This is a genomic window from Photobacterium sp. TY1-4 (assembly GCF_025398175.1).
Taxonomy (GTDB): Bacteria; Pseudomonadota; Gammaproteobacteria; order Enterobacterales; family Vibrionaceae; genus Photobacterium.
In genome coordinates this window covers 524,938-547,399 of sequence record NZ_CP099735.1, presented here as the reverse complement: position 1 = coordinate 547,399, position 22,462 = coordinate 524,938, and the positions used below count along the sequence as shown (strand labels likewise).

The following is a 22,462-nucleotide window of genomic DNA, read 5'->3' as shown; positions in this document are numbered from 1 at the left end:
CGGTTATTGTTACGTTAAAATAGGAAGTTAAAAACAGAACAAATAAAATATTAAGGTTCCTCTTTTATGAGCAGTCAGCGACTGAAAGCCCAGTTCCAGCGTCTTTACAATCACTATTCCGGCGAAGATTGTGAGACAAACTTGCAGGATATTGCTGAAGTCCTGTTCTGTACCCGCCGTAATGTGCGCATGGTCATCAATAAAATGGTGGAGAAGGGCTGGATCGACTGGCAGCCTGCCGTCGGCCGGGGGAAGCAGTCAAAGCTGGTTTTCCAAAGTTCAGACACCGAACTACAATACATGCATGCCCGTAAACTGGTCGCCGAAGGGAAGCTGGAACCTGCTCTGGAAGCGCTGGGCAACAACGCGGACAAGCTGGCGCAGTTAATTCAGGAACAACTGGGACATACTACGGCCCAGGGGCGACAAATTCTCCGCTTACCGTACTACCGGCCTTTCAGTAATTTGAATCCGCTGCATCCGTTGCGTCGCTCCGAGCAGCATCTGGTCCGCCAAATCTTCAACGGCCTGACCCGCATTAATGAGGAAAAAGAGGAAGTCGAAGGCGACCTGGCCCATCACTGGGAAGCTCTGTCACCGCGGCACTGGCGGTTCTATATTCGCCCGGCGGTCAAATTCCATGACGGCCGTTTGCTCGACAACCAGGATATCATCGTGACCCTGGAGCAGGTCCGTAAGCATCGTCTGTTCCGGCATCTCAGCCAGGTTGACTCACCGTTCAGCAATACCATTGATATTCATTTGAACCGGGATGATCACCGGCTGCCGGCGCTAATGGCGAACCTACTGGCGGTGATCCAGCCGGCGGATACCGATCACGATAGGGAAAATGAGCTGTTCCCGATTGGAACCGGCCCGTACCGGGTGCTCCAGAATGACAAACAGCGGTTTAAACTTGAAGCCTTCGATCAGTATTTCGGGCTGCGGGCGTTGATCGATGTGGTCGATATCTGGATGTTGTCGGAAGTCGCATCGTGTTTTCTCCAGCCGATGACCGAGGGCAGCCAGTTGCAGGAGATGACCGTATCGGCCCGACTCAAGCTGGACGAGGGCTGTAACTATCTGCTGATCAATCGTATCAACGGCCTGGCCAGTCAGCAGGCATGGCTGGATTATTTGCGCACACACCTGACGCCGCTGAATATCATGCAGCGTTTGCACCAGGACAAAATCGGTGATTTCCGCTTAATCAACGCCTATGGTTTGTTGCCGGGTTGGGCACATGTCCCACTGAGTCAGACAATTGTGCCGCCGCCATCCAAGCGGATTGTCACGCTGGCCTATCCGCAGCAACATCCGGTTTATCCGCATGTGGCTGAAGCGATTCGGGATATCCTGTCCGCCGATGGCATCAAGCTCAAGGAACTGGAGCTTTCGACCGGGGAAATTCAATCGGGCAAACATGCGGATAAGATTGATATCTGGCTCGGCGGAATGAGCCTGAGCAATTATCGGGATGATGCGATCCTGTCCTGGTTCTACAGCTTTGATCACATTGCCCGGGTGATGCCGGAAGAAGAATTTGAGGCTCTGGATCAGGCCGTGGTGCGTTGGCGTGCCGACAAGCAACAGACGTCACCTTGTCAGCAAATTGGAGCGAGTCTGGTGGAAAGTGGACAGATCCTACCGCTGTTCCATAATTGGCTTGGCGTCGATAACAATGGCTCAATTCAGGGAATGCAATCCAATTCAATGGGTTGGTTTGATTTCAAATCCGTGTGGGTGAAGCCGACCCAATAGTCGTTTTTGATGTTGTTTCAGCAGCCATCGATTGTCATCTCACAGGCACGTTTCGGTCATCGTTTTGTCATCCCGGGTGATTACAAAGAGAGGGTCAAAGCCACTGATTGCGACGGAGAAGAGACGATGCTTGACTTTGAGCCGAAAGATGTCGATCTGACAGAAGACAATAGCTGGGATGATTACCAGGATGACATTGAGCTGGATGTCGAAGACTGGTTGGATAATGAAGATTTGAATGACTTCGAATAACGTGCGTGCCGGAGTGTAACCCTTTCGAACAGGGCGGGATGATCCCGCCCTGATTTTTTGTTTCGTAATTGCCTTGCCGCTTCTTTGGTATTGCCTTGCTATTGGCTGGTGGTCAGTTCAGGTTTCCAGTCCTGACGACTGAACCATTGACCAATCGGACGCCACACCACATCGATCATCGATTGATACCAGGGAGCAGATGCTGCACTTTCTGCAGCTAAAATGGGCTGCTCTGTCAGGAGTTCCTCGTTCAGATACCATTCCACTTTGCCGACTTGCTGGCCTTTTTCTACCGGCGCTTCAAGGTCATTGTCATAAAAAACTTTGTACTCGATGTTTTTGCGCTGGCGGCGCGGGACAGTGATGGTCCCGCCATCCGCAACTTCCAGGCGAATACGGGAAGGGCTGCCGTACCAGACTTTCAGGGTGTCCAGATCTGAGGGTTTGAATTCCGGGGTAATGTCCTGAAAGAAGCGAAATCCCCAGGTGAGCAGTTTTTTGCTCTCGGTACTGCGGGCGCTGACGCTTTCAGTGCCCATGACGACCGCAATCAAGCGCTGACCGCTCTGCTCAGCGGAAGAAACCAGGCTGTAGCCGGCTTGCTTGGTATAACCGGTTTTGACCCCGTCGACATTGAGCGTCGTATCCCACAACAGGGCGTTACGGTTCCCTTGTTTAATTTTATGGAACGTAAAAGACTTTTCTTTGAACAACGGATAAATATCAGGGAGATCCCGAATAAAAGCGCGGGTCAACAATGCCATATCATAGGCGGTTGTGGCTTGACCGTCGGCATCCAGCCCGTGTGGGTTCGCAAAGTAGGTGTTGTCCATACCCAGTTTTTCAGCATAGCGGTTCATCATTTCAATAAAGGCGGGTTGATGTCCGGCCACATGTTCAGCCAGGGCAACGGTTGCGTCGTTGCCGGAAGAAATGATCACACCACGGTTCAGGTCATGCACGCTGACCTCATCGCCGACATCGAGAAACATCTTGGATGAGCCGGGAAATTTCTGGCTCCAGGCATTTTCACTGATCACCACCTGATCATCTGCAGAGATATGGCCGGCTTTCAGTTCTTGCCCGACAACATAGCTGGTCATGATTTTACTCAGACTGGCCGGAGCCAGTTGGTCATGTGCATGGTCACTGGCCAGGATTTGTCCGGAGTCGTAGCTCATCAGCACCCAGGCTTTGGCAGCAACTTCGGGTGGGGTGGGAATGGCGGTATTCTCTTCCGAAAATGCAGGGAGGCAGACACAGAGCGTTGATAACAGGGGGAGGATGGTTAGGAAATTCTTAAACTTCATAGCTCTAAACCCTTCATCGCAAGTGGTAACGCTCTATTGAGCTTAGTAAAAACTTGCAAAGTGCAGGATAATTTTTACCTGTTTGTTCATCTGTTGATTAAGCAAACTGTCAAGAAATAAGCGTGCTTGTTAAAGCTATGTTGTTACTTTTCAGGAACTTGTTGAGGTGTTCACGTTAATGCCATCAGGGGATGTGTACACTGGCTGCAGGACAGTTGCAAATGGAGTTGGACAGAGCATGAAAGCAAGATTTTTATGGTTATTCGCCGGCAGCTTGTTAGCTTCACCGGCCCTGGCCGCCGGCGGAGAGCTCGACTTGACGCAATCGACCGTCGGTTACGCATCCTTACTGGTGTTTGGCCTGGCTTATTGCCTGGTGATGGGGGAAGAATACTTACAGCTACGCAAGTCAAAACCGGTATTGCTCGCGGCCGGGATTATCTGGTTGATGATTGGTGTAGTCTATCAGCAGATGGGGCAGGCCGAAGCTGCGAAAGAAGCGCTGGAGCATAACTTACTGGAATACGCCGAACTGTTGCTGTTCCTGCTGGTGGCCATGACGTATATCAATGCGATGGAAGAGCGGCGACTCTTCGATGTGCTGCAATCCTGGATGGTCAGTAAAGGCTTTAATTTCAGGGCACTGTTCTGGTTAACCGGAATGCTGGCATTTTTCATTTCTCCTGTCGCGGATAACCTGACGACTGCCTTGTTGATGTGCGCCGTCGTAATGAAGGTTGGAGGTGAGAATAGCCGCTTTATCAACCTAGCATGTATTAATATTGTCATCGCGGCCAACGCAGGTGGGGCGTTTAGCCCATTCGGGGATATTACCACGCTGATGGTCTGGCAGGCGGGGTTGCTTTCTTTTATGGAGTTCCTCGATCTGTTTATCCCCTCGCTGGTGAACTACCTGATCCCGGCGTTGATCATGTCTTTGTTTGTGCCGAAGACACAGCCCGATGCCCTCAGTGAGTATATTGAGCTCAAACGCGGAGCACGCCGTATTGTGCTGCTGTTTATTCTGACCATCGCTACAGCTGTTGGCTTCCATGGGATGCTGCATTTCCCACCGGTGGTTGGCATGATGATGGGTTTGGGTTATCTGCAATTTTTCGGATTTTTCCTGCGTAAAACGTTACCGGGTTCACTGGCGAAGAAACGTGCGGTTGCCCTGGCTAATAATGATGAGGCGGCTTTAAGACGACTAGGCTCTGTGGTGCCATTTGATGTCTTTAAGCGGGTTTCTCATGCCGAGTGGGACACCCTGTTGTTCTTTTACGGGGTTGTGATGTGTGTCGGAGGACTCAGCTTGCTGGGCTATCTCGGGATGGTATCGGAAATCATGTATACACAATGGAATCCGGTCTGGGCCAATATTATGGTCGGTGTACTCTCAGCCATTGTTGATAACATCCCGGTGATGTTTGCGGTGTTAAGTATGCAACCTGAACTTTCAGCGGGGAACTGGTTACTGGTGACGCTGACTGCCGGGGTCGGCGGTAGTCTGTTGTCGATTGGCTCGGCTGCCGGTGTCGCACTGATGGGAGCTGCACACGGCAAATACACCTTCGTCGGTCACCTGAAATGGATGCCGGTGATTGCTTTGGGGTATGTCGGGAGTATCGTCTGCCATCTGTTGATGAATCAACATCTCTTCTAATTTACTGGTGACGTGACATCATCGTGAACCGGAACTGATAAGCATATAGCCCTTAGCGCGCGGCAAAAGGGCTGTATGCTTTGTTACTTACGCTTTCTATGATCTTCCTCAAAAATAATGTTGAATATTTGTGTTGTTTTTGTGAATTCTTATCTGGGTCACTGCGGCTTGACTAAACTTAAAATGGGTCGGGGAATCGTGGAGGCAGCGATTATGTTAGCTGAATGTCGGCAGTTCATCTTGCCAGGGCAAAAAGCGTTACATGCACATGTTACCGTTATTCCAACGGGTGAACTGGAAGTGAATATTCAGGAAGAAGCGCATCTGTTAAAAGCAGATTTTGAAGAGTTGTATTTCTATTCTGCGGGGAATGGGACGGAGTTGGTTTGTAAAGCGCCGCTTGAATCTGACTCTGTTCGCTGGCAATTGCATTTGGCGAATGAAGATGCCAGAGAGTTGGCGAAATTGATTGAATTAGCAGAAGAAGAGCTAGAAATTCTGATGCGGGATCTTTGAGGTAAAATCACTTTCTAAGATTCGAACATGAGTGGACACTAAAGCCTTGATTTTTATCAAGGCTTTTTTTCGGCATCACAGGTTTGTCTGACATAAATTATTATGCCTCAGGTTTCATGCTATAACTCTTAAGGGTAAACAGGAAAATTACTATAAAAACCAACTTGATTACCCCTAATACTCAGCCCCCTGAACTATACTAAATGTAGGTGAGTTCATGAGGGTAAAGTCATGGCTAAAAATCAAGTTCAGTTTCAAAAAGGCATTTCTATTCATCAGTTTATGACTATGTATGGTACTGAGGAACAATGCCAGAAACGATTGTTCGAGATGCGTTGGCCGACGGGCTACCGTTGCCCTAACTGCCGCCATGATAAATATTGTCAGTTGAAATCACGCGCCTTATTTCAGTGTAATCAGTGCCATCATCAAGCTTCGTTGATATCAGGGACGCTATTTGCCCACTCTAAACTGTCTTTAACGGTCTGGTTTCTGGCCATTTACCTGATAACACAAGAAAAGAACGGTATCTCTGCTCTTGAGTTGTCCAGACAACTCGGTGTTTCATACAACACGGCATGGCGAGTAAAACAGAAACTCATGCAGGCCATGAAAGAGCGAGATGATGAAACGCCTTTAGATGGTTACGTCCAAATTGACGATGCCTACTGGGGCGGTGTGAAGCGTGGTGTCCGTGGCCGTGGCGCTAAAGGGAAGCGTCCATTTGTTGCAGCCGTATCCATGAACGAAGAGGGTCACCCAATACGAATGCGCTTTACCGCTGTTGATGGGTTTAAGAAAGCAGAGCTGACGCGTTGGGCTAAGGCTCATTTAAGGCCGAAATCGCTGGTCATTTCTGATGGGTTGGCTTGTTTCCGTGGTATCGAAGATGCAAAAATCTTTCACCATGCCATTGTAACTGGCGGTGGTGCGGATTGCGTAGAATTGCCCTATTTCAAGTGGGTTAACACCATGATAAGTAATGTGAAAAATGCAATGCATGGCACTTATCACTCAATCAAAAACAAACATTTACCGCGCTATCTTGCCGAGTTTTGCTTCAAGTTTAATCGACGGTTTGATTTAGAAAAGATGCTTGAGCAGTTAGTTTATTCCAGTATTCAAACAGCGCCGATGCCTCAGCGTCTTCTTAAGCTAGCTGAGGTTCGATGGTAATCAAGAAAACCAATAATGAATGCTTCAGGGTGATGTCATCGGATAAAAAATACTTAATACATAAATAAATCATGAAGGTGTGGCTATGTTTAGGAATTTAAGTCTGGGTGTAAAGATTGGGATGGGTTTTTTCGTTGTTCTTGGGCTGTTATCGATTGTGCTGGCGATTAGTATCATGGCACTGAAAAATACAGAGCAAGGCATCGAAAATTATCGGGAATTAGCCCGGGACACGAATCTTGCCGGACGCCTGCAAGCCAATATGTTGATGGTTCGAATGAATGTAAAAGATTATTTGATGATCCGCCAGGATCAGCAGCTGACTGAATATCGGGATCATCAGGCGAAAATGAACACTTTTCTCGCGGAAGCAAAAAATAGTATCCAGAGTCCGGAACGCGCAGCAGTGATCAATCAGGTAGAGACTTCGATTACGGCTTACCAGCAAGCGTTTGATCAGGTTGTTTCGCTAACAAGCCAGCGGGATAAGATCCTCTCTCAGCAGGTGGTTCCTGCCGGAGAAACGATGCGCCAGCTCTTGTCGAACCTGATGGACTCCACGTATGAGGATGCGGATACCCAGGCTGCGTATTATGCGGCGAGAGTGCAGGAGAAGCTCTTATTAGGTGAAATGTATGTCGCGCTGTTTATGAACTCTGGCAGCTCGGTAGATTACAACAAGGCACACCAGATACTGGGTAGTGAACTCCGTCAGGAACGGGATCGCCTCAACAGTGTGCTGCAGGATGCGGGGCATCGCCAGCTATTGGCTCAGTTTAATCAGAGTCACCAGCAATATCTGGAGAGCCTGTCTGCCGCGCATACGATCATCGAAAACCGCAATGTGCTGGTCAATCAACAGTTGAACCGGATTGGCCCGGAAGTCGCTGAGCTCGTTGAAGCCGTGAAGTTGTCTGTGATGCGAGATCAGGATCAGCTTGGTCCTGCTTTGAAGGCGAGAACAGTAGACAGTATAAACCTGAATCTGTTCCTGTCCTTTGCTGCGGTCGCGGTAGGCGTCCTGGCGGCTTACCTGCTGACCATCACGATCACCCGGCCAATCAAGCAGGCAGTCTCCGCGGCAAATCAACTGGCAGAAGGGGATCTGACGATCGATATTCCTCGCACCGGACAGGATGAAACCGGCCGGTTACTGGAAGCAATCCAAAATACCTGTGAACAGCTGCGGCATATGATGACGACAATTTCCGGCGCCAGTGTTGAATTGGCCTCGGCAGCCGAGGAGCTGGCTGTCACGACGGAGCAGGCCAGTCGCGGTATCGTGGAGCAAGAGCGGGAAACTGAGCTTGTCGCAACGGCGATGAACGAGATGGCTGCCACGGTTCATGATGTGGCCGATAATGCGGCGAAAGCTGCTGATGCGGCCAATCAGGCAGACAATGAAGCCAGTACCGGGAGTGACGTGGTAGCGCAAACCATCGCCTCGATTAATGTGCTGTCTGAGCGCGTCGATGATTCGTCAGAAAAGCTGCATGAAGTTGAGCAAGATGTATTGAACATCGGCCGTATTCTCGATGTGATTCGGGAAATTGCTGAGCAGACCAACCTGTTGGCGCTGAACGCAGCGATTGAGGCCGCCCGTGCGGGTGATCAGGGGCGCGGTTTTGCCGTGGTTGCCGATGAAGTCCGGGGTCTGGCGCAGCGAACACAGACATCAACGTCAGAGATACAGACCCTGATCGAGCAGTTGCAATCAGGCATGAGAACCGCAGTTGCGGTGATGGGTCAGGGGAAAGATCAAGCCGATCGCAGTGTGGCGCAGGCCGGGAATGCCAGCGCTGCGCTTGAGGCGATCACCCATGCGGTGACTTTGATTAATGATATGAACATGCAAATTGCCAGTGCAGCCGAGCAACAAAGCTCGGTCGCCGAGAGCATTAATAAAAACGTTGTGAACGTCAAACGGATTGCTGAAGAGAATGCGGTCGCGGCCGGGCAAAGTAAAAATGCCAGTAGCGAGATCGCACAGCTGTCTGAACAGCTCAAAATGCTGGTGGAGCGCTTTCGGGTGTAACAGCGCGCTTGTTCATGTTTCATTCATGGTTGGCTCGTTACACTGCCAACTGAAATGAAGCGATTGATTGAAAAGCTGAGAAAGCTGAAAGCGCGAAAGAACTGCGAAGGGGCTGTTATGAAGAAATATATTGCGAGTGCGATTTCCCTGATGGTTGGCCTGTTTGTCCTTGCGGTCGCCGGTCTGCTGGCCGCGGTGATGATGGTTGCCGGTTTGATTGCATTGCCGTTTGTCCGTATGAAAATGAAGCGTGCTGTGGCCGCGAGTGGAAAAACCGGAACCTGGGAGCCCGGGGTTCATGGAACCGTGATTGAAGGTGAATTTAATGACATCACCCGCAAAGCAGCGTCGTAACGCCTGACGCAGGTCATTCAATAATGAATAAAAAGAAAACGCCAGCAATGATTGCTGGCGTTTTGTCTTGGCAGATTGGAAACGGTATTGCCCGTTAGATTCTGAATTTGCTGACTTCAGAGTTCAGGTGTTGGGCAATGTCGTTCAGTTCTTCAGATAGACGTTGCGCTTCGCTGGCTTCGCCGGACAGCTGATCAGAAACATCATTCACAGCTTGCGTGTTGCGGCTGATTTCATCCGTCACGGCACGTTGCTCTTCTGCGGCGCTGGAAATCTGGGTTGCCATATCAGAAATTTCCTGAATTGACGCCGTGATCTGCTCCAGTGCCCGGGTCGCATTGTTCGCTTCTTCCACGCTGTTGGTCGCCAGATCCTGGCTTTGGGCCATGGTTTCAACCGCGCTGTGGGTATTGCGCTGTAGCGTTTCAATCATGCCGCGAATCTCTTCGGTGGAGCTGTGGGTCCGTTGAGACAGCACCCGAACTTCATCGGCAACCACGGCAAAACCGCGCCCCTGCTCACCGGCACGAGCGGCTTCAATGGCAGCGTTCAAAGCCAATAGGTTGGTTTGTTCGGCAATACCCTGAATGGTCGAAAGGATTGCGTTGATGCCTTGTGCATTATGCTCCAGCTCTTTAATGATCCCAGACGCATTCTCGACGTGATCGGCAAGATCGGTAATGGATTGCTGATTACGCAGGATGACGTCTTTCCCTTCGTTACAGCTTTCCTGGGATGCCCCGGCAGCCCCGGCCGTTTGCTCAGCATGGCTGGCAACCTCCTGAGCGGTGGCGGACATCTCATGAATGGCTGTCGCGATTTGCGAGATCTCATTCACCTGCAAATTCAGCGCTTCATTGGTTTGCAGCGCCAGGTTGTGACTGGCTTTTGCCTGCTGTGAAAGCTGTTCAGACGAACCCGAAATGCCGGTGATTGAGTGATGTAGCTTTTCAATAAAGGCGTTAACATGTTGGCTCAGACGGCCGATCTCATCATCATGATCGAACTGGATACGCCGAGTCAGATCGCCGTTGCCATGTGACAAGTCGGCCATCGCCTCGGAGAGTGTATCCAAAGGTTTCAGGGCCTTGGCAATCAAGAATGCTGCAATCGCCAAAGTCAGCAGCAACTGGACCACAGCGCCAATCAGTGCATCGGTTAAGGCTTCCTGAACCGGTGCATATGCCAGGGATTTATCGATAATCAGCGAGAAATACCAGTCCGTTCCCGGAACCTGTTTAATGCTGACCAGGCTCTCAACCCCGGAGACATTCAGTGTCGTCAAGGTATTGCTTGTCGCGGATTTCTGGATAAAGGCCGAGTCGAATGCCGCGCCCATTTCTGTGGTCGGCTTCAGCGTCAGGGACTTGTTCGGGTGAGCGATGATCGTGCCGTCACGGCTAAACAGTCCGGCGTAAACACCGTCCTGTTCGATGGCCAGAATGTCGGAGACCAGCATCTCAATCGAGACATCCCCGGCAATAATCCCACTGTTCATCTTGGCACTAAACGGCTCGGCAACCGAGACGATGAGTTTGCCTGAAGCTGCGTCCTGGTATGGTTTGGTAACAATCAGCCCGTTCTTTGCCGTGGCTGCCTGATACCAGGGGCGCTGTCGTGGATCATAACCGGCAGGAAAATCGACGGGTGTACCGGTGATCATTTGTCCTTGCTGGGTGCCGGCATAAACCAGGTCGAAGTGTCCTGAATCCATTGCTTGTGCCAGGGCCGGAATTGGCTCAGCACTTTGGTTGAAACCTTTGACGGAGGCACGAACAATGGTGCTTTTACTTTCCAGCCATTGGCTGATGGTACTGATGTTTGATTGTGTCAGGGATTGTGCTAGCTCTTGTGTTGATCGGTTGGTCTCTTCTGTCAGGCGCTCACGGGTAAGCCAGATCTGTATCGTGGCGGTCAACAGAATGATCCCTGCGAAAGTCAGGGCGAGTTTATTTTTGATAGAAAGGTTCAAACTTCCATTCCTCTTGTGTTTGCGGGAATTTGCGTGGCAATGCATGATTGCTCATATCGCGAACTGTTTATTATTTTTCATCCATGGACGACTCGCTGGCTGCTCACTCTCCTCAAAATAGCCGTTGAATAATTATTGTGTCACAGAATTGTTCTCTATGGTGAATTTTTGCAACAAAATATTTGCCTGATTAGTATGGCCTATACTTAGGTATTTGTAATGGAAATAAGTTTTGGTCAAAAGAAATGCATTTGGGGGTGCAATTCGTGCTATTCGTGATAGTGCTGGTCAATACAGTTTTGAAAATCAGACAGGTCTTGCTGACGAACGTTAAAGTGGTAACTCAGGTTTGAAGCCTTGAGTTCAATATGGCCCTGATCCTGTTTCAACAGGCGGGTAAAAACATCAAATGCTTGTTTATCGCTGGTGCCGCCCAGAACGACCAGCCGACTGACACTGTACTGATTATTGTATGTTCGCCAGTTGGCCGTAAAAATCTCAACAGGCTGCCCGCTGCGGTAATAGCCGATATTTTCAAACCCACTTCGATGCGAACTGCCTGTTTTTAAAGCAATATACCGCTGCCGGATAGGGTTCTCCGTGATCAAAGCCAGCTGCAGGTTACTTTCAAATTGCTGCTGCTCGTTTTTGGTGAGGTGGTATATGTCCAGTCGACAGCTTTGCTGACTGAGCTCGGTCGTACTGGTGGGCACGATTTTGGCCAAGGTTTGGCCTGAGAAAAGAATGGCACAAGTGATCAAAAAGAGTTTGTGAAAAAGAGCGATAGGTTGCATCTGACTTCATCCTTGTTAACGACAACGACTCAAGGTTCAGTCAAAGCATAGATACTGGCTAAGTTGCTGAGTGTCTCATTTCATAAACAGTCCGTGATCTCGGTTTTTTGCTCCATCAGGGGTTGTAGATTTTTGCTTTCACCATCCGTCGGTACCGGCTGGGCGTCATGCCGAATTGCTGCTGAAACCGGGTCGAAAAATGATAGGCATTCTTATAGCCGACCTGCTCGGCCACATCCTGGGTCGACATCCCGAAGTCACGTAACAGTTGCTGTGCTGATTCCATGCGAATTTTTTGCAGGTATTGGTGCGGCGTTTGGCCGACCTGATCACTGAATTTCCGATTGAAACTGCGGAGCGGGATCCCGCATTGTTCGGCGATCACTTTGGCTGTGATGGGCTCGGCGATATGCCGCTTCATCCAGTCCTGGGCCAACGCGATCGACTCATCAAACTGAAGCTGGCCACCAATCTGGTAAAACGGCTGCTGGGTTGATTTCGAAATTTCATGACCGTAGTGCGTTTCGATAATGGCGGCAATTTTCTGCCCGAAATGCTCGGTGATCAGATAGAGGATCATCTCGGTTTGCGAGTTGATACTGCCGGTACAGAACAGACCGTTTGCCGCAGTAATCGAGGCTTGTCGGTTCAAGCGGATTTTCGGGTAACGCTCGGCAAACTTGTCGTAGTAGTACCAGTGGGTTGTCGCGACCTGATCATCCAGTAGTCCGGTTTCGGCTAGCCAGATCACGCCGGTTCCGGTGGCTACGAGTTGCGCCCCTTGTTGGTATTGGCGTTTGAGCCAGGGGGCAATCGACGGCGTATGGCGCAGGGAAGCGATTGGGTTTCCCCACATCGGCGGCAGAATAATGATGTCGAAGATTTGCAAGCTGCCAAAGGTGGTATCGGGTTGCAGTTTCAACCCCGCAGAAACGGATGGCGGCGTCAGGGTCGATGCAATCACCTGAATGTCGAAAGGCTTCTCCCGCTGAAGCTGACGCGGTCGAAGGCTCGCGGCACTGCTGAGCATCTCGGCGGCCAGTGAAACACCGGTGATCAATGCTTTGTCGTACAGCACAAATCCAACTTTCATGAACGTCCACCTCCTTGGTTGGCCTGAATTTAAGTAATTTTGGCATATTCTTGAGGTGAATGAACAGTGTAAATCATTACCCTATAGCCATCTTTACGAATTGATGCAGGTACAACATGGCGAAGTTACCTTTGATTGTCGGGCTTGGTGGGATGAATGCCGCGGGTCGCAGTTCCGGATTTCACAGCTATAAACGCATGATCGCAGAAGTGCTCTCAGCGCAAGCAATGGCCTCAACCTGGCAGGATTTGGCGCGTCGGATGGGGCTGTCGGGAAGTGACGAGGTCACGCCAGAGCTGATTGAAGCGATCAAAGCAGGGACTTTAATTCGCCGAATTGATTCATTTGACCCGGGTCAGGTACGACAGCAGTATCAAGCCCAACTGACCGGGGGTGATGAGCACATTGAGTTTACGCTGCGCAAATCGAAATTGCCGACCCGAATTCCGGACAACTGGCAACTGGAAGAGCAAGGCAGCCGGGTGAAGATCACCGTTCACGGCGAACTGGGTGCGTTGCTTGAAGATCGGACAAGCTTTCCGGTCACCAGCGGCGGTAACATACCTGCCGGGTTTGATCCGGGCAAGCTGTACAACTCCCGTCATCACCCACGTGGTTTGAAGCTGAGCGTTTATGGGGCTTCGGATGCACTAAACTCCCTCGGGATTGAGTGGCGTGATGTGCTGAGCCATGTCCGCCCGGATGAGGTCGCTGTGTATGCAGGCAGCGCGCTGGCACAAATTGATGATCAGTCGCTCGCCGGGATGCTCGCCGCACCGCTGACCGGGGGACGGGTCAGCTCGAAAATGATGGCGCTGTCGTTTGCGGAAATGCCTGCGGATTTCATCAATAGTTATGTCATTGACAGCGTAGGTTCGACCGGCACCAATATGGGCGCCTGTGCAACGTTTCTCTATAATCTGCGTCAGGGGATGCGGGATATTCAGCAGGGCCATGCCAAAGTCGTGATCGTCGGTAATGCAGAAGCGCCGGTCGTCGCCGAAGTGATGGAAGGGTTCCGGGTGATGGGCGCGTTGGCGGAAGATGAACAGCTCAAAGCGCTGGATAACAGCGAGACGGTGGACAACCGTCGCGCCTGCCGACCGTTTTCCAGTAACGCCGGATTCACCATGGCCGAATCGGCGCAGTTTGTGGTGCTGATGGAGGATGCGCTGGCGCTGGAACTTGGGGTGACGATTTATGGCGCCGTGGCGGATGTGTTTATCAATGCCGATGCCAACAAGAAGTCAATTTCTGCCCCGGGAGTGGGTAACTACGTCACGGTTGCCAAGGCAGCGGCGCTGGCTCAGGCGATTCTTGGCCCGGAAGGGGTCAAGCAGACCTTTGTTCAGGCTCACGGCACCGGCACGCCGCAGAACCGGGTGACGGAAAGCCATATTCTGAACGAGGTGGCGAAAACCTTCGCCATCGAGCAATGGCCGGTGACGGCGGTTAAATCTTACGTCGGCCACTCGATGAGTGTGGCTGCCGGCGATCAGCTGATTGCTTCGCTGGGGGTATGGCAGTACGGCTGGATTCCGGGGATCCAAACGATCGATCATATTGCCGACGATGTGCATCAGTCACACCTGAATATTTTGACCGATCATGCGTTCGCCGGAGAACGTGGTGAAGACTATAAAGCGGTGATCATTAATGCTAAAGGGTTTGGCGGCAATAACGCTACGGGTCTGGTACTGTCACCGGCGCAAACCCTGACCATGCTGGAACACAAATATGGTTCGGCAGCGCTACAGCACTACTGGGATAAAAACCAGCACGTCCGTCAGCAGGCAACGGCCAATGATCAGGCGGCTTGTGCCGGACAAGAGACGATCCGCTATCACTTCGGGGAACATGTGATGGATGAAAGTGCGGTGACTCTGACTCGGGAATCGATCGCGTTGTCTGCATTTGAGCAGGTGATTGCCTTGCCACAGCACAATCCTTATGCCGATTACAGCGAGTCCGGGCAAGGTTAAAATATCTGCAACGAATCGCGTCTGAATAGGAATCTGCGCTTATTTCCCTATAATGGCTGGATAATCAGGCAGCATGGACAGTTGAGTGTTCATGCTGAAGCCTGTCAGATACCGGTCAGGTAAAGGGAGAGATTCATTGGCGAATATCATGCTGGTCGCAAACCTCAATTGCGATCGTGTTCTGACGCTGGATAAGCCGCTGTCACCCGGCGGACGTCACCATTATCAGGACGGCGGTCGTCGTCTGGGCGGTGGTGGTGCGAATACCGGCCTGGGGTTGATCTGGGCCGGACATCAGGTGGCCTTGGTCAGTCAGGTCGGCAAAGACGACACGGCAGACTGGCTGCTTGCCGAAGCAAGTCTGCAAGGGCTCAATTGTAGCCTGTTACATCGTCACGATGTGGCAACCCCGGAGCTGTTGCTGGTGATGACTCCCGATGGTGAGCGAACCATTATCCGGCCGCACCGACCGCCGTTTCTTCTCGGCAATCCCCCTGATTTTTCCCGCTGGGATGTGCTTTATTTCAACTCTTCCGCCCAGGGCTGCGAAGCATGGGCTCAAGCAGCGATGCCGCATTGCCTGGTTGTGGCGCAACTGGCCAAAGATGAGCGGCTTCGCCCTTGTCATGTCCTCATTACCTCAAAAGATGACTGGCAGGGACGCTCTGATTTATCCCCGTGGCAATATGCCCGCCAGATTGCCGGTGAGAGCTTGCAATATTTCGTGATGACCGACGGTGCCAATGGGGCTGTGGCGTATAGCGAAGAAGCAGAAGTTGTGATTCCGGCGGTGCCTGCGGAAGTGGTCGATACCACCGGTGCCGGCGATGCGTTTGCAGCCGGTTTAATCCATGCCCTGATCAGCCAGAGTCCGATTCAGACCGCATTGGAAGAAGGGGCGAAATGGGCTGCTTGTGCGGTGAGCACATCGAGCTCGACGCCAGGAGAAGCACTCAAACAGCAACTCAGTCTGTCTTTGTCTTCGGGGAACTAACCGACCCCGGCAGGGATTTACTGAGCCGGGGCAGGGAAGGATGGATTGCGCTAAGCTATTTCAGCGTGAACTCAGTAGCCGTAGCGGGTGGCTTCGAAATTATTCAGCAGGCGATGTACTAAGTAAGTCGCAAGCAGGGTCACGATAATCGCAAACACAATACAGCCGATTCGGTACAGTGCGCTGAACATCAAATCATTGGTCGGTGTCAGGTACTGGCCAAACAAAATTCCCAGCGTGGTCAGCGCGCCAAACCCAACCCCGGAGCCGCTGGCTTCTTTAACATGCAAATAACTAAACAGCATGGTGCCGATCCACAGCAGCGGGATCACCAGCAGCAGGAGACTGGACCAGTCATACAGGAAGAGCTGGCCGACTAAACCAAACGTCACCCCGAGAATTGTGCCCATGGCTCGTTTTCTCGCCGAGCCCAGTGCTCCGTTCCAGTTCATCGGAAACAGCAGCAAAATCGTGGTTGCCTGAGCCGACATGGAATCGCTCAAATCCAGAACCTGAAACACCAGAAACGAGAGGGTTGTCAGTGTGGCACCCAGTAGCGCTTCATGTCGCATCCGGTGTGAGCCCTTCGGCTCGGTCGGGCGAGGCGGTGGCTGACGAGGCTCTGCATCCGGGATCAAAAAAGTCACCAGATAAGCGATGATCACCGACAGCGTGCCGGCCAGCAGGTTTCCGACAATCAACTCATTCAGATCGACATTCGGGTAGCTGGCAAAATGGAGCATGATACTCAGGCTCAGTACGCCTGTGGCGCCGAACAGAAACAAGCTGCCTTTGGACATACAGGCGAACTTGTATAAAAACAGGCCGAAGACGATCAGGGTCATCAGCCCCGGATGGCTGCCGAACAGCCCTCCAAGGATCCCGACTTCCAGTGCACACACCACCCCGGAAGCAAAGAGCTGCCGGGCGGCGTGCAGCGACATCACCGGTACCATGCCCAATAACAGCATCGGCAACACGGTAAAGAAAACCCCGTAATTCCAGCCGAAGATTTTACTGATGGTGAATCCCAGCGTTGCGCCGCAGGCGATCCGGACGCACTGGCGCAGATCATTTTCGGATAATGGATGATCCCAAAGCCGCATGGTGCCTCCGGTTAGTAAATGTAGTGCAGGGTGCTCAGAAACTTAATCTGGGCAAAAGCCAGCCATGACAGCAAACTGCCATCCGGAACCAGCTGTACCGTGGCCCGTGCGCCAGCCGGTAGTGGTTTTTCCAATGTGTCTTGCATCGTCAGATGCAGACGCATTCGCTGCGCATCGCGAACCCAGCGGTTGGACTCAGTCGGTGTTGCCAGGTTTCCGTCGGCGCTGAACTGACCGCTGCTGACCCCCGCGTCCAGGCTGCTGATTTCAGCCGTATACACAGTGCCCGGTTGGCTGTCGAAGGCAATCAAGGCTTTGCTGTGCTGATCAAAATGACGCAGGCTCTTCTCCCGAAAATCGGCAATGATATCCAACTTGGTATCCACCAGGGCAACCAACGGCTTCCCGGCGGCGGCATAGGTGCCCGGTTCCAGTTGCAGGTTGGTGATCACCCCATCGTGGCGGGCTGTCACCTGAGTGTATGAAAGATTCAGCAGGGCCTTTTCAAGCTTGTTCTTGGCGACGCGGATGTTGATGTTGGTGTCATCCTCGGCACCACGATTGACTTTTAGCTCTTTCAGGCTGGCCCGTGCAGCCGTCAAATCGGCTTTGGCGGCTGTCGCGGCGCTGATGGCGTCATCTCGAAGCTGGCGGGAAGTACCGTTTCGCTGAAAGAGGGTATTCAAACGGTTGGCTTCACGGACTTTCTGCTCAGCAATAATTTCACTGGCAGTCACTTTGGCCTCGGCAGCCGCGATGGACGCATCCAGTTGATCGTTGTTTTTGATAGCTTGGGCCAGCTGTAAGCGGGCTTCGGCAACGGCCAGCTCAAACGGCTGTGCATCGATTTCAAACAGCACATCACCTTGTTTTACCGGTTGGTTGGTATGGACATAAACCTTGCTGACCGGGCCATTGACCTGTGGCGCGACCTGGGTGACTGTCCGGGTTGCCATCGCTTGCGGCGTCAGCGGAACGGCCAGGTCGGCCACGAGGAAATAGGCGAAAGTCAGGACAAACAGAATGATGCTGTGTTTGATCCAGCGGGCAAATTTCTGATCAGGTGTCATAAAAAGATTACTTCTCCGTCTGTACGTCGTTGTTATTGTTCGGTGTGGGTGTTGAGCGTGTTTAAAGCGTTTCCGGCAATCAGTTCCAGTGTGCCGCTTATCTTGACCAGCTCATCATCGCTGATCCCGGTCAGTAAACTCTGCCGTATTTGCAGGATACGGGTTTCCATTTGCTTGAGCAGTGCGCGTCCTTCGTCGGTCAGGCTGACAATCCGGGCGCGTTTATCATGCTGACAGCAGTGGCGGGCAATCAGCGACTGCTCTTCGAGTTGTTTTAAGGTGCGCATTAAAGACGCCAGTTCAATCTCAAGCGCTTCTGCCAGAACTTTCTGACTGACGTTATCGCCCAGCCGTTGCAACTTCCACAGTGCAGTCCAGCGCGGATGAGTGAGTCCCAGCGGCGCTAGCTCCTTGTCCGCAACCACTTTCCAAAGGCGGGCCACCCGCGCCAGCTGCTCAGCGAGCGTTAAGTTTTGCAGCAGATTGATGTCTTTGACCATGAGAGACGCCTTAAATACTTAGCAAGCTAAGTAAAATACTTTAGTTAGCAGGCTAAGTAAATGGTTGTGATTCATGTCACAAAATAGTGCTTCGGGTGGGATGGGGAGCAAAGGTTGGATATAGGAAGCTGTTTCAAGTTCCAGTCAGTTTCCGGTATTCACGAGGCAGGGATTGCTTGGGTTGTACAACATCATCAAAGTTATCTCACTGATCATAAAGGGTTAAATGTGTGTTGGTGCATATGGGGGTCTCATTAAACTGTGGTGCTTCTTTTATGCAGCTTCATTATAAGTCAATTTTCACATTTTTTATCCTAACCAATTGAAAATAAGTGGTATTTTTAGGTATAGTACACGGAAAGAGTTGTGCGGTGGCTAGTTGAAGATGCTGCAATCCTGATGTCTCTGGTAACGAGTAACCTAGCATCTCTGATATGTTTCCTAGAATTGTTGATTTAATGGAGTCAGTAAATGATATTTTCCGAACTTTATTGTGTAAATAAATGTTCATTCGGGAAAATCGTTTGAATTATGAAGTTTATAATGCATCCATCAGTATAAATGGATAAATGGATAAATGGATAAATGAATAACTTGGACGAAATTGTATTCAATGAGTCGAGTGAATATTATCACCTTTTGCTGTCAGAAAGTTTAATCAAGATTGTTCATAAGTTTCAAGTAAGATAAACAAGTATAACGTTAAAAAATAATTAATAACATACAAGGTCCTAAAAATGAAAATATATTTCACAATGGTATTGTTCATTTTTCTTAGTGGATGTTCAACTAGTAATCCTCAAGAAGAATTTGCTGTTGAAATGTTAACTGAGAAGCTGTCTAAAAATGGCCCGTCTCTCTTTTGTGATCAACCAGATTATGCTGCTTGTTATCAAATCTCTCAAAAAAGATGTATGCTAGAAGTAAGCGCTGGTTCAGATATATGTGATGAGAAAGCTAAAAATAAATTTCCTAAAATCACTGTACGTAATCTGGAAAGTTATTCTGAGTATTATGGTGCTTGCCTTGTTATGGAACATGCGGTGAAGTATCCAAAAGAAATGGAAGAAATTGGGTCTTGTTTAGAAGAGTTTGAATTTGACGAAGAAAAAGGCTTTCATTCTTTATTTAAATGATATTGTTAATATTATTGTTTAAATTTTTATTTTACTGCTAAGTAACTTGTTATCGGCTGCTTTTTATAAGATCATTAGTGTTTTGTGGTTCCTCGTAAGCTTTACACTACTTCCAGCATCGGAAGAGAATATGTCTCAATCGAAGGAAAGAACTCTACTCTGATGGCTGCTGGATTTAAGGTTGTTTGTTGTTCGTGAATACTCAAATGACGCTTGGCTAAATCAAGGCTATAGACAGAATGTGACTTGATGGGCTCCGGTAATTAAGGTATCAGACTTATACAGTAGGGCAAAGACTTATGAGGGGGAGTCCATGTTGTTCGTTATGCCTGTAGGTATTTATGAAAATATTCACGATTGATGAATCAACAAAGAACCCGTTAGAACTCACGCAAGTAAAGGGCCATCTTTGGAAAGCCCCTCAGGAAGTTGAGGCGCTGGCTAAGAATGGCAAGCTTTGGCACCTTATTGGTTGGCATGATTCAAAACAATTTGGTTTCTATCACAAAAGAAAAGCTGTCACAATCAACTTACGCGAAGTTGAAATAGTGAGCATCAATTATATGACTCGTGCCAAAGGTAAGGGGTGGGTCGCATTGGAAGTTAAGTATCATGATAATGTTGGTGTTTATCCCATCCTTGAATCTAAGACCTATAAAAAAGAAGCTCTCGAATGGTGTATGGAAAAAATAGAGGTGTTACAAGAGGCAATTGGTCTCGAAATCGAGGTAAATAATTATGGCCACGATTGTTAGGTAAGAAAACATATTAAGGGTTTCATACTTCGGCTCACAGCTACCTGTCCGCATTGCGGCAGGGCCATTCAACATGATTTCGTTAACCCGGACTAGCACTATTCAAAATCATGGTATTTTAAGAGTATGAGCTTTGACGTATTGCCGAGTATTGCCGACTCTCGTCCCCGATAATGAGGGGACGAGAGTCGGCTCCTGATAATACCAGGCGGGATATTGGCAAATGTCGAGAGAATTTTCGATCGTGATATTGTTCTGTAGATCAAGAGCTTGCCTTGGTGATCCTCACCGTGGATACTGAAGCAATGTCTGGCTAAATCAATGCCATAGACAGATGGTGACATGGCGGTCTCCGGCAATTACAGGATTAGGTTTACCAAGTGTGGCAAAGCCTGATGAGGGGGAGTCCATGTCATTCGTTATATGCCAATAATACGAAGAGAAAATGTGGATGTTTCTACAGTCAAAAATGATAAAACTCAGACCACTTGACGTTGATGACACTGATGAGTTTTATCTGTGGGCATGTAACCGAGAAGTGACCCAGTTCAGCATCTCATCCTACTCTTATCCGAAGTCAAAAACCGACATATCTAAATGGTTGGCCGGAATAAACAACGATTCAAAGAGTATTTCGCTTGGTATTACTTGTGGTGAAACCGGTAGGTTGATTGGATATGCCGGTATCGCTTCTATAAGTACTCTAAATCGATGTGGTGAGTTCTTCATTCTTATTGGTGACAAGGAGTATTGGGGCAAAGGTATAGGTACAGAAGTAACCAAGTTAGTGACCGACTACGGTTTCAAGGACTTGGGTCTTCACCGGATAGAACTAACTGCATATGCCACAAATCCATCAGCAATTAGAGCATATGAGAAAGCGGGTTACGTTCATGAGGGCGTGAAAAGGCAGTCGGGATATCGCAACGGTCAGTTTATTGATAAAGTCCAAATGTCAGTTCTTTCGCATGAGTGGGATGGCATATAATCAGCAAATTTATAGGGACAGTCAAATCATGGGCAAACTGGCCTGGGCCGCAAGCGTCCCATTTTTGTTTGCCCATGATTTAGGTGCTATGCACATCAGAAAAGAAGCTTTTATAGAAGGAATTATAGGTGGACGATTTTTACATCGATCAAAAAGGATTGGCGGCATACTATGAGATTCAATGGCTTGATAAACTTCGCCTAAATGGAGTAACAGAACCATTAGAGAGTAAATCTAAACACGTTCCTGATTCATTTATTTATTCAAGCCATACACAAAGTGTTGCTCAGTTGATTATTGAGGCACTCGAAGCTGAAAATATCTCTCCTAATAACGCATTAGAGGTGGGGCCAGCTTTGGGACGAAATAGTTACGAATTAGTTACCAATATTCCCACCATTAGTTCTGTCACGGTTGTTGAGCCATCTCATCGATTACTATCAAATTTCAAGCAAGTAATTATCGAAGGTGCTAAGTGTCAATTCCCTTATATCAAGAGTTTGAAAGAGCAGGGATACTTGGACTTTGATGCTTCATCAATCGCAAAAGCCTGTGATCATGTAGAATTCACTTTGATAGAAGCTCCTTTTGAGCATGGGGTGGTCACCAAAGAATTTGACTTAGTCGTTTGCCTCAATGTGCTGGATCAATGTGAATCCCCCAGAGCTATAGTGGATGCATTGATGGATGCAACAGCTTTGAATGGCGTGCTGGTTTTATCATGTACTTATCAGTGGAACAAAAAGCATCTAAAAAATGAGAGCGAAGCAGTCGATGATATTAACGACTACTTTGGTGTGAATTGGGAAAAACTATCTGAAGATGAAATTGAGTATAAAATCAGATTCAATGAACGGTATTCGTTACTCTTCCTTTCCCATGTGGTCGCTTACAAAAAAGTTGGTCACTAACGTTTGGTGCGTGTGGTCACCGACTAACGACAGTATCATCAAGCAGCATGAGCAAATGACAGCCGGATTTTGGGCCAGTGGTATTCACGCTTTG

20 protein-coding genes and 1 pseudogene are annotated in these 22,462 nt (G+C 49.6%); 13 read left to right on the top strand and 8 right to left on the bottom strand.

All coding sequences use genetic code 11. The features are described 5' to 3' along the window. Nucleotides 1-66: 66 nt before the first annotated feature. Complete coding sequence (sgrR, locus tag NH461_RS19140; RefSeq protein ID WP_261604197.1) at nucleotides 67-1,761, top strand: HTH-type transcriptional regulator SgrR; 1,695 nt, start codon at nucleotides 67-69, stop codon at nucleotides 1,759-1,761. Nucleotides 1,762-1,887: 126 nt separating this feature from the next. After that, nucleotides 1,888-2,013 (top strand): hypothetical protein, encoded by a 126-nt coding sequence (locus NH461_RS19135; protein WP_261604196.1) that lies wholly within the window; start codon nucleotides 1,888-1,890, stop codon nucleotides 2,011-2,013. A 98-nt stretch (nucleotides 2,014-2,111) separates the two neighbouring features. Here the strand turns inward: NH461_RS19135 and NH461_RS19130 are convergent, their stop codons facing one another. Then, nucleotides 2,112-3,323: a D-alanyl-D-alanine carboxypeptidase family protein gene (locus NH461_RS19130; protein WP_261604195.1), complete on the bottom strand. Its 1,212-nt coding sequence runs from the start codon at nucleotides 3,321-3,323 to the stop codon at nucleotides 2,112-2,114. A 238-nt stretch (nucleotides 3,324-3,561) separates the two neighbouring features. Between NH461_RS19130 and nhaD the strand changes: the two genes are divergently transcribed. The 5 genes from nhaD (at nucleotide 3,562) to NH461_RS19105 (ending at nucleotide 9,067) form a co-directional block, all read left to right on the top strand. Continuing rightward, nucleotides 3,562-4,986 carry a sodium:proton antiporter NhaD gene (gene nhaD / locus NH461_RS19125; protein WP_261604194.1) on the top strand — a complete coding sequence of 475 codons (1,425 nt, stop codon included), beginning with the start codon at nucleotides 3,562-3,564 and terminating at the stop codon, nucleotides 4,984-4,986. 213 nt (nucleotides 4,987-5,199) lie between these two features. After that, nucleotides 5,200-5,502 carry a hypothetical protein gene (locus NH461_RS19120; RefSeq protein WP_261604193.1) on the top strand — a complete coding sequence of 101 codons (303 nt, stop codon included), beginning with the start codon at nucleotides 5,200-5,202 and terminating at the stop codon, nucleotides 5,500-5,502. A gap of 231 nt (nucleotides 5,503-5,733) precedes the next feature. Then, complete coding sequence (locus NH461_RS19115) at nucleotides 5,734-6,678, top strand: IS1595 family transposase (RefSeq protein WP_261603567.1); 945 nt, start codon at nucleotides 5,734-5,736, stop codon at nucleotides 6,676-6,678. 85 nt (nucleotides 6,679-6,763) lie between these two features. Beyond that, nucleotides 6,764-8,713, top strand: coding sequence for a methyl-accepting chemotaxis protein (locus tag NH461_RS19110; protein WP_261604192.1), 1,950 nt, complete (start codon nucleotides 6,764-6,766; stop codon nucleotides 8,711-8,713). 117 nt (nucleotides 8,714-8,830) lie between these two features. After that, nucleotides 8,831-9,067: a hypothetical protein gene (locus NH461_RS19105; RefSeq protein WP_261604191.1), complete on the top strand. Its 237-nt coding sequence runs from the start codon at nucleotides 8,831-8,833 to the stop codon at nucleotides 9,065-9,067. Nucleotides 9,068-9,161: 94 nt separating this feature from the next. On the opposite strand, the gene NH461_RS19100 is transcribed toward NH461_RS19105, so the two are convergent. The 3 genes from NH461_RS19100 to NH461_RS19090 form a co-directional block, all read right to left on the bottom strand. Beyond that, nucleotides 9,162-11,039 (bottom strand): methyl-accepting chemotaxis protein, encoded by a 1,878-nt coding sequence (locus NH461_RS19100; protein WP_261604190.1) that lies wholly within the window; start codon nucleotides 11,037-11,039, stop codon nucleotides 9,162-9,164. A gap of 269 nt (nucleotides 11,040-11,308) precedes the next feature. Beyond that, nucleotides 11,309-11,833 carry a hypothetical protein gene (locus tag NH461_RS19095; protein WP_261604189.1) on the bottom strand — a complete coding sequence of 175 codons (525 nt, stop codon included), beginning with the start codon at nucleotides 11,831-11,833 and terminating at the stop codon, nucleotides 11,309-11,311. Between the two features lie 115 nt (nucleotides 11,834-11,948). After that, a complete protein-coding gene (locus NH461_RS19090; RefSeq protein ID WP_261604188.1) occupies nucleotides 11,949-12,926 on the bottom strand; it encodes a GlxA family transcriptional regulator in 978 nt (325 codons plus the stop codon). A gap of 116 nt (nucleotides 12,927-13,042) precedes the next feature. On the opposite strand from NH461_RS19090, the pseudogene NH461_RS19085 reads away from it, so the two are divergent. After that, a pseudogene (locus NH461_RS19085) lies at nucleotides 13,043-14,410 on the top strand (beta-ketoacyl synthase); the annotation flags it as partial. Between the two features lie 99 nt (nucleotides 14,411-14,509). Here NH461_RS19085 and NH461_RS25845 read toward each other — a convergent pair. Next, nucleotides 14,510-14,584 carry a hypothetical protein gene (locus tag NH461_RS25845; RefSeq protein ID WP_410000139.1) on the bottom strand — a complete coding sequence of 25 codons (75 nt, stop codon included), beginning with the start codon at nucleotides 14,582-14,584 and terminating at the stop codon, nucleotides 14,510-14,512. Between the two features lie 460 nt (nucleotides 14,585-15,044). Between NH461_RS25845 and NH461_RS19080 the strand changes: the two genes are divergently transcribed. Beyond that, a complete protein-coding gene (locus tag NH461_RS19080) occupies nucleotides 15,045-15,902 on the top strand; it encodes a PfkB family carbohydrate kinase (protein ID WP_261604186.1) in 858 nt (285 codons plus the stop codon). A gap of 71 nt (nucleotides 15,903-15,973) precedes the next feature. Here the strand turns inward: NH461_RS19080 and NH461_RS19075 are convergent, their stop codons facing one another. The 3 genes from NH461_RS19075 to slyA are packed head-to-tail and all read right to left on the bottom strand — an operon-like array spanning nucleotide 15,974 to nucleotide 18,578. After that, nucleotides 15,974-17,008, bottom strand: coding sequence for a DUF2955 domain-containing protein (locus NH461_RS19075; RefSeq protein ID WP_261604185.1), 1,035 nt, complete (start codon nucleotides 17,006-17,008; stop codon nucleotides 15,974-15,976). Between the two features lie 11 nt (nucleotides 17,009-17,019). Then, nucleotides 17,020-18,078, bottom strand: coding sequence for an HlyD family secretion protein (locus NH461_RS19070; protein ID WP_261604184.1), 1,059 nt, complete (start codon nucleotides 18,076-18,078; stop codon nucleotides 17,020-17,022). 32 nt (nucleotides 18,079-18,110) lie between these two features. Further along, a complete protein-coding gene (gene slyA / locus NH461_RS19065; protein WP_261604183.1) occupies nucleotides 18,111-18,578 on the bottom strand; it encodes a transcriptional regulator SlyA in 468 nt (155 codons plus the stop codon). Between the two features lie 737 nt (nucleotides 18,579-19,315). Here slyA and NH461_RS19060 point away from each other — a divergent pair. The 4 genes from NH461_RS19060 (at nucleotide 19,316) to NH461_RS19045 (ending at nucleotide 22,368) form a co-directional block, all read left to right on the top strand. Next, a complete protein-coding gene (locus tag NH461_RS19060; protein ID WP_261604182.1) occupies nucleotides 19,316-19,714 on the top strand; it encodes a hypothetical protein in 399 nt (132 codons plus the stop codon). A gap of 341 nt (nucleotides 19,715-20,055) precedes the next feature. Continuing rightward, nucleotides 20,056-20,469: a heparinase II/III-family protein gene (locus tag NH461_RS19055; RefSeq protein ID WP_261604181.1), complete on the top strand. Its 414-nt coding sequence runs from the start codon at nucleotides 20,056-20,058 to the stop codon at nucleotides 20,467-20,469. A 451-nt stretch (nucleotides 20,470-20,920) separates the two neighbouring features. Further along, nucleotides 20,921-21,457 (top strand): GNAT family N-acetyltransferase, encoded by a 537-nt coding sequence (locus tag NH461_RS19050; protein WP_261604588.1) that lies wholly within the window; start codon nucleotides 20,921-20,923, stop codon nucleotides 21,455-21,457. A 128-nt stretch (nucleotides 21,458-21,585) separates the two neighbouring features. Next, nucleotides 21,586-22,368, top strand: a complete 783-nt coding sequence (locus NH461_RS19045; RefSeq protein ID WP_261604180.1) for a methyltransferase-like protein 9 — start codon at nucleotides 21,586-21,588, stop codon at nucleotides 22,366-22,368. Nucleotides 22,369-22,462 lie beyond the last annotated feature (94 nt).

Coding starts and splice junctions, on each gene's coding strand:
- slyA (WP_261604183.1), bottom strand. CDS start 18,578: ATGGTCAAAGACATCAATCTGCTGCAAAACTTAACGCTCGCTGAGCAG.
- NH461_RS19135 (WP_261604196.1), top strand. CDS start 1,888: ATGCTTGACTTTGAGCCGAAAGATGTCGATCTGACAGAAGACAATAGC.
- sgrR (WP_261604197.1), top strand. CDS start 67: ATGAGCAGTCAGCGACTGAAAGCCCAGTTCCAGCGTCTTTACAATCAC.
- nhaD (WP_261604194.1), top strand. CDS start 3,562: ATGAAAGCAAGATTTTTATGGTTATTCGCCGGCAGCTTGTTAGCTTCA.
- NH461_RS19055 (WP_261604181.1), top strand. CDS start 20,056: ATGAAAATATTCACGATTGATGAATCAACAAAGAACCCGTTAGAACTC.
- NH461_RS19120 (WP_261604193.1), top strand. CDS start 5,200: ATGTTAGCTGAATGTCGGCAGTTCATCTTGCCAGGGCAAAAAGCGTTA.
- NH461_RS19105 (WP_261604191.1), top strand. CDS start 8,831: ATGAAGAAATATATTGCGAGTGCGATTTCCCTGATGGTTGGCCTGTTT.
- NH461_RS19060 (WP_261604182.1), top strand. CDS start 19,316: ATGAAAATATATTTCACAATGGTATTGTTCATTTTTCTTAGTGGATGT.
- NH461_RS19095 (WP_261604189.1), bottom strand. CDS start 11,833: ATGCAACCTATCGCTCTTTTTCACAAACTCTTTTTGATCACTTGTGCC.
- NH461_RS19110 (WP_261604192.1), top strand. CDS start 6,764: ATGTTTAGGAATTTAAGTCTGGGTGTAAAGATTGGGATGGGTTTTTTC.
- NH461_RS19115 (WP_261603567.1), top strand. CDS start 5,734: ATGGCTAAAAATCAAGTTCAGTTTCAAAAAGGCATTTCTATTCATCAG.
- NH461_RS19090 (WP_261604188.1), bottom strand. CDS start 12,926: ATGAAAGTTGGATTTGTGCTGTACGACAAAGCATTGATCACCGGTGTT.
- NH461_RS19070 (WP_261604184.1), bottom strand. CDS start 18,078: ATGACACCTGATCAGAAATTTGCCCGCTGGATCAAACACAGCATCATT.
- NH461_RS19075 (WP_261604185.1), bottom strand. CDS start 17,008: ATGCGGCTTTGGGATCATCCATTATCCGAAAATGATCTGCGCCAGTGC.
- NH461_RS19130 (WP_261604195.1), bottom strand. CDS start 3,323: ATGAAGTTTAAGAATTTCCTAACCATCCTCCCCCTGTTATCAACGCTC.
- NH461_RS19050 (WP_261604588.1), top strand. CDS start 20,921: ATGTTTCTACAGTCAAAAATGATAAAACTCAGACCACTTGACGTTGAT.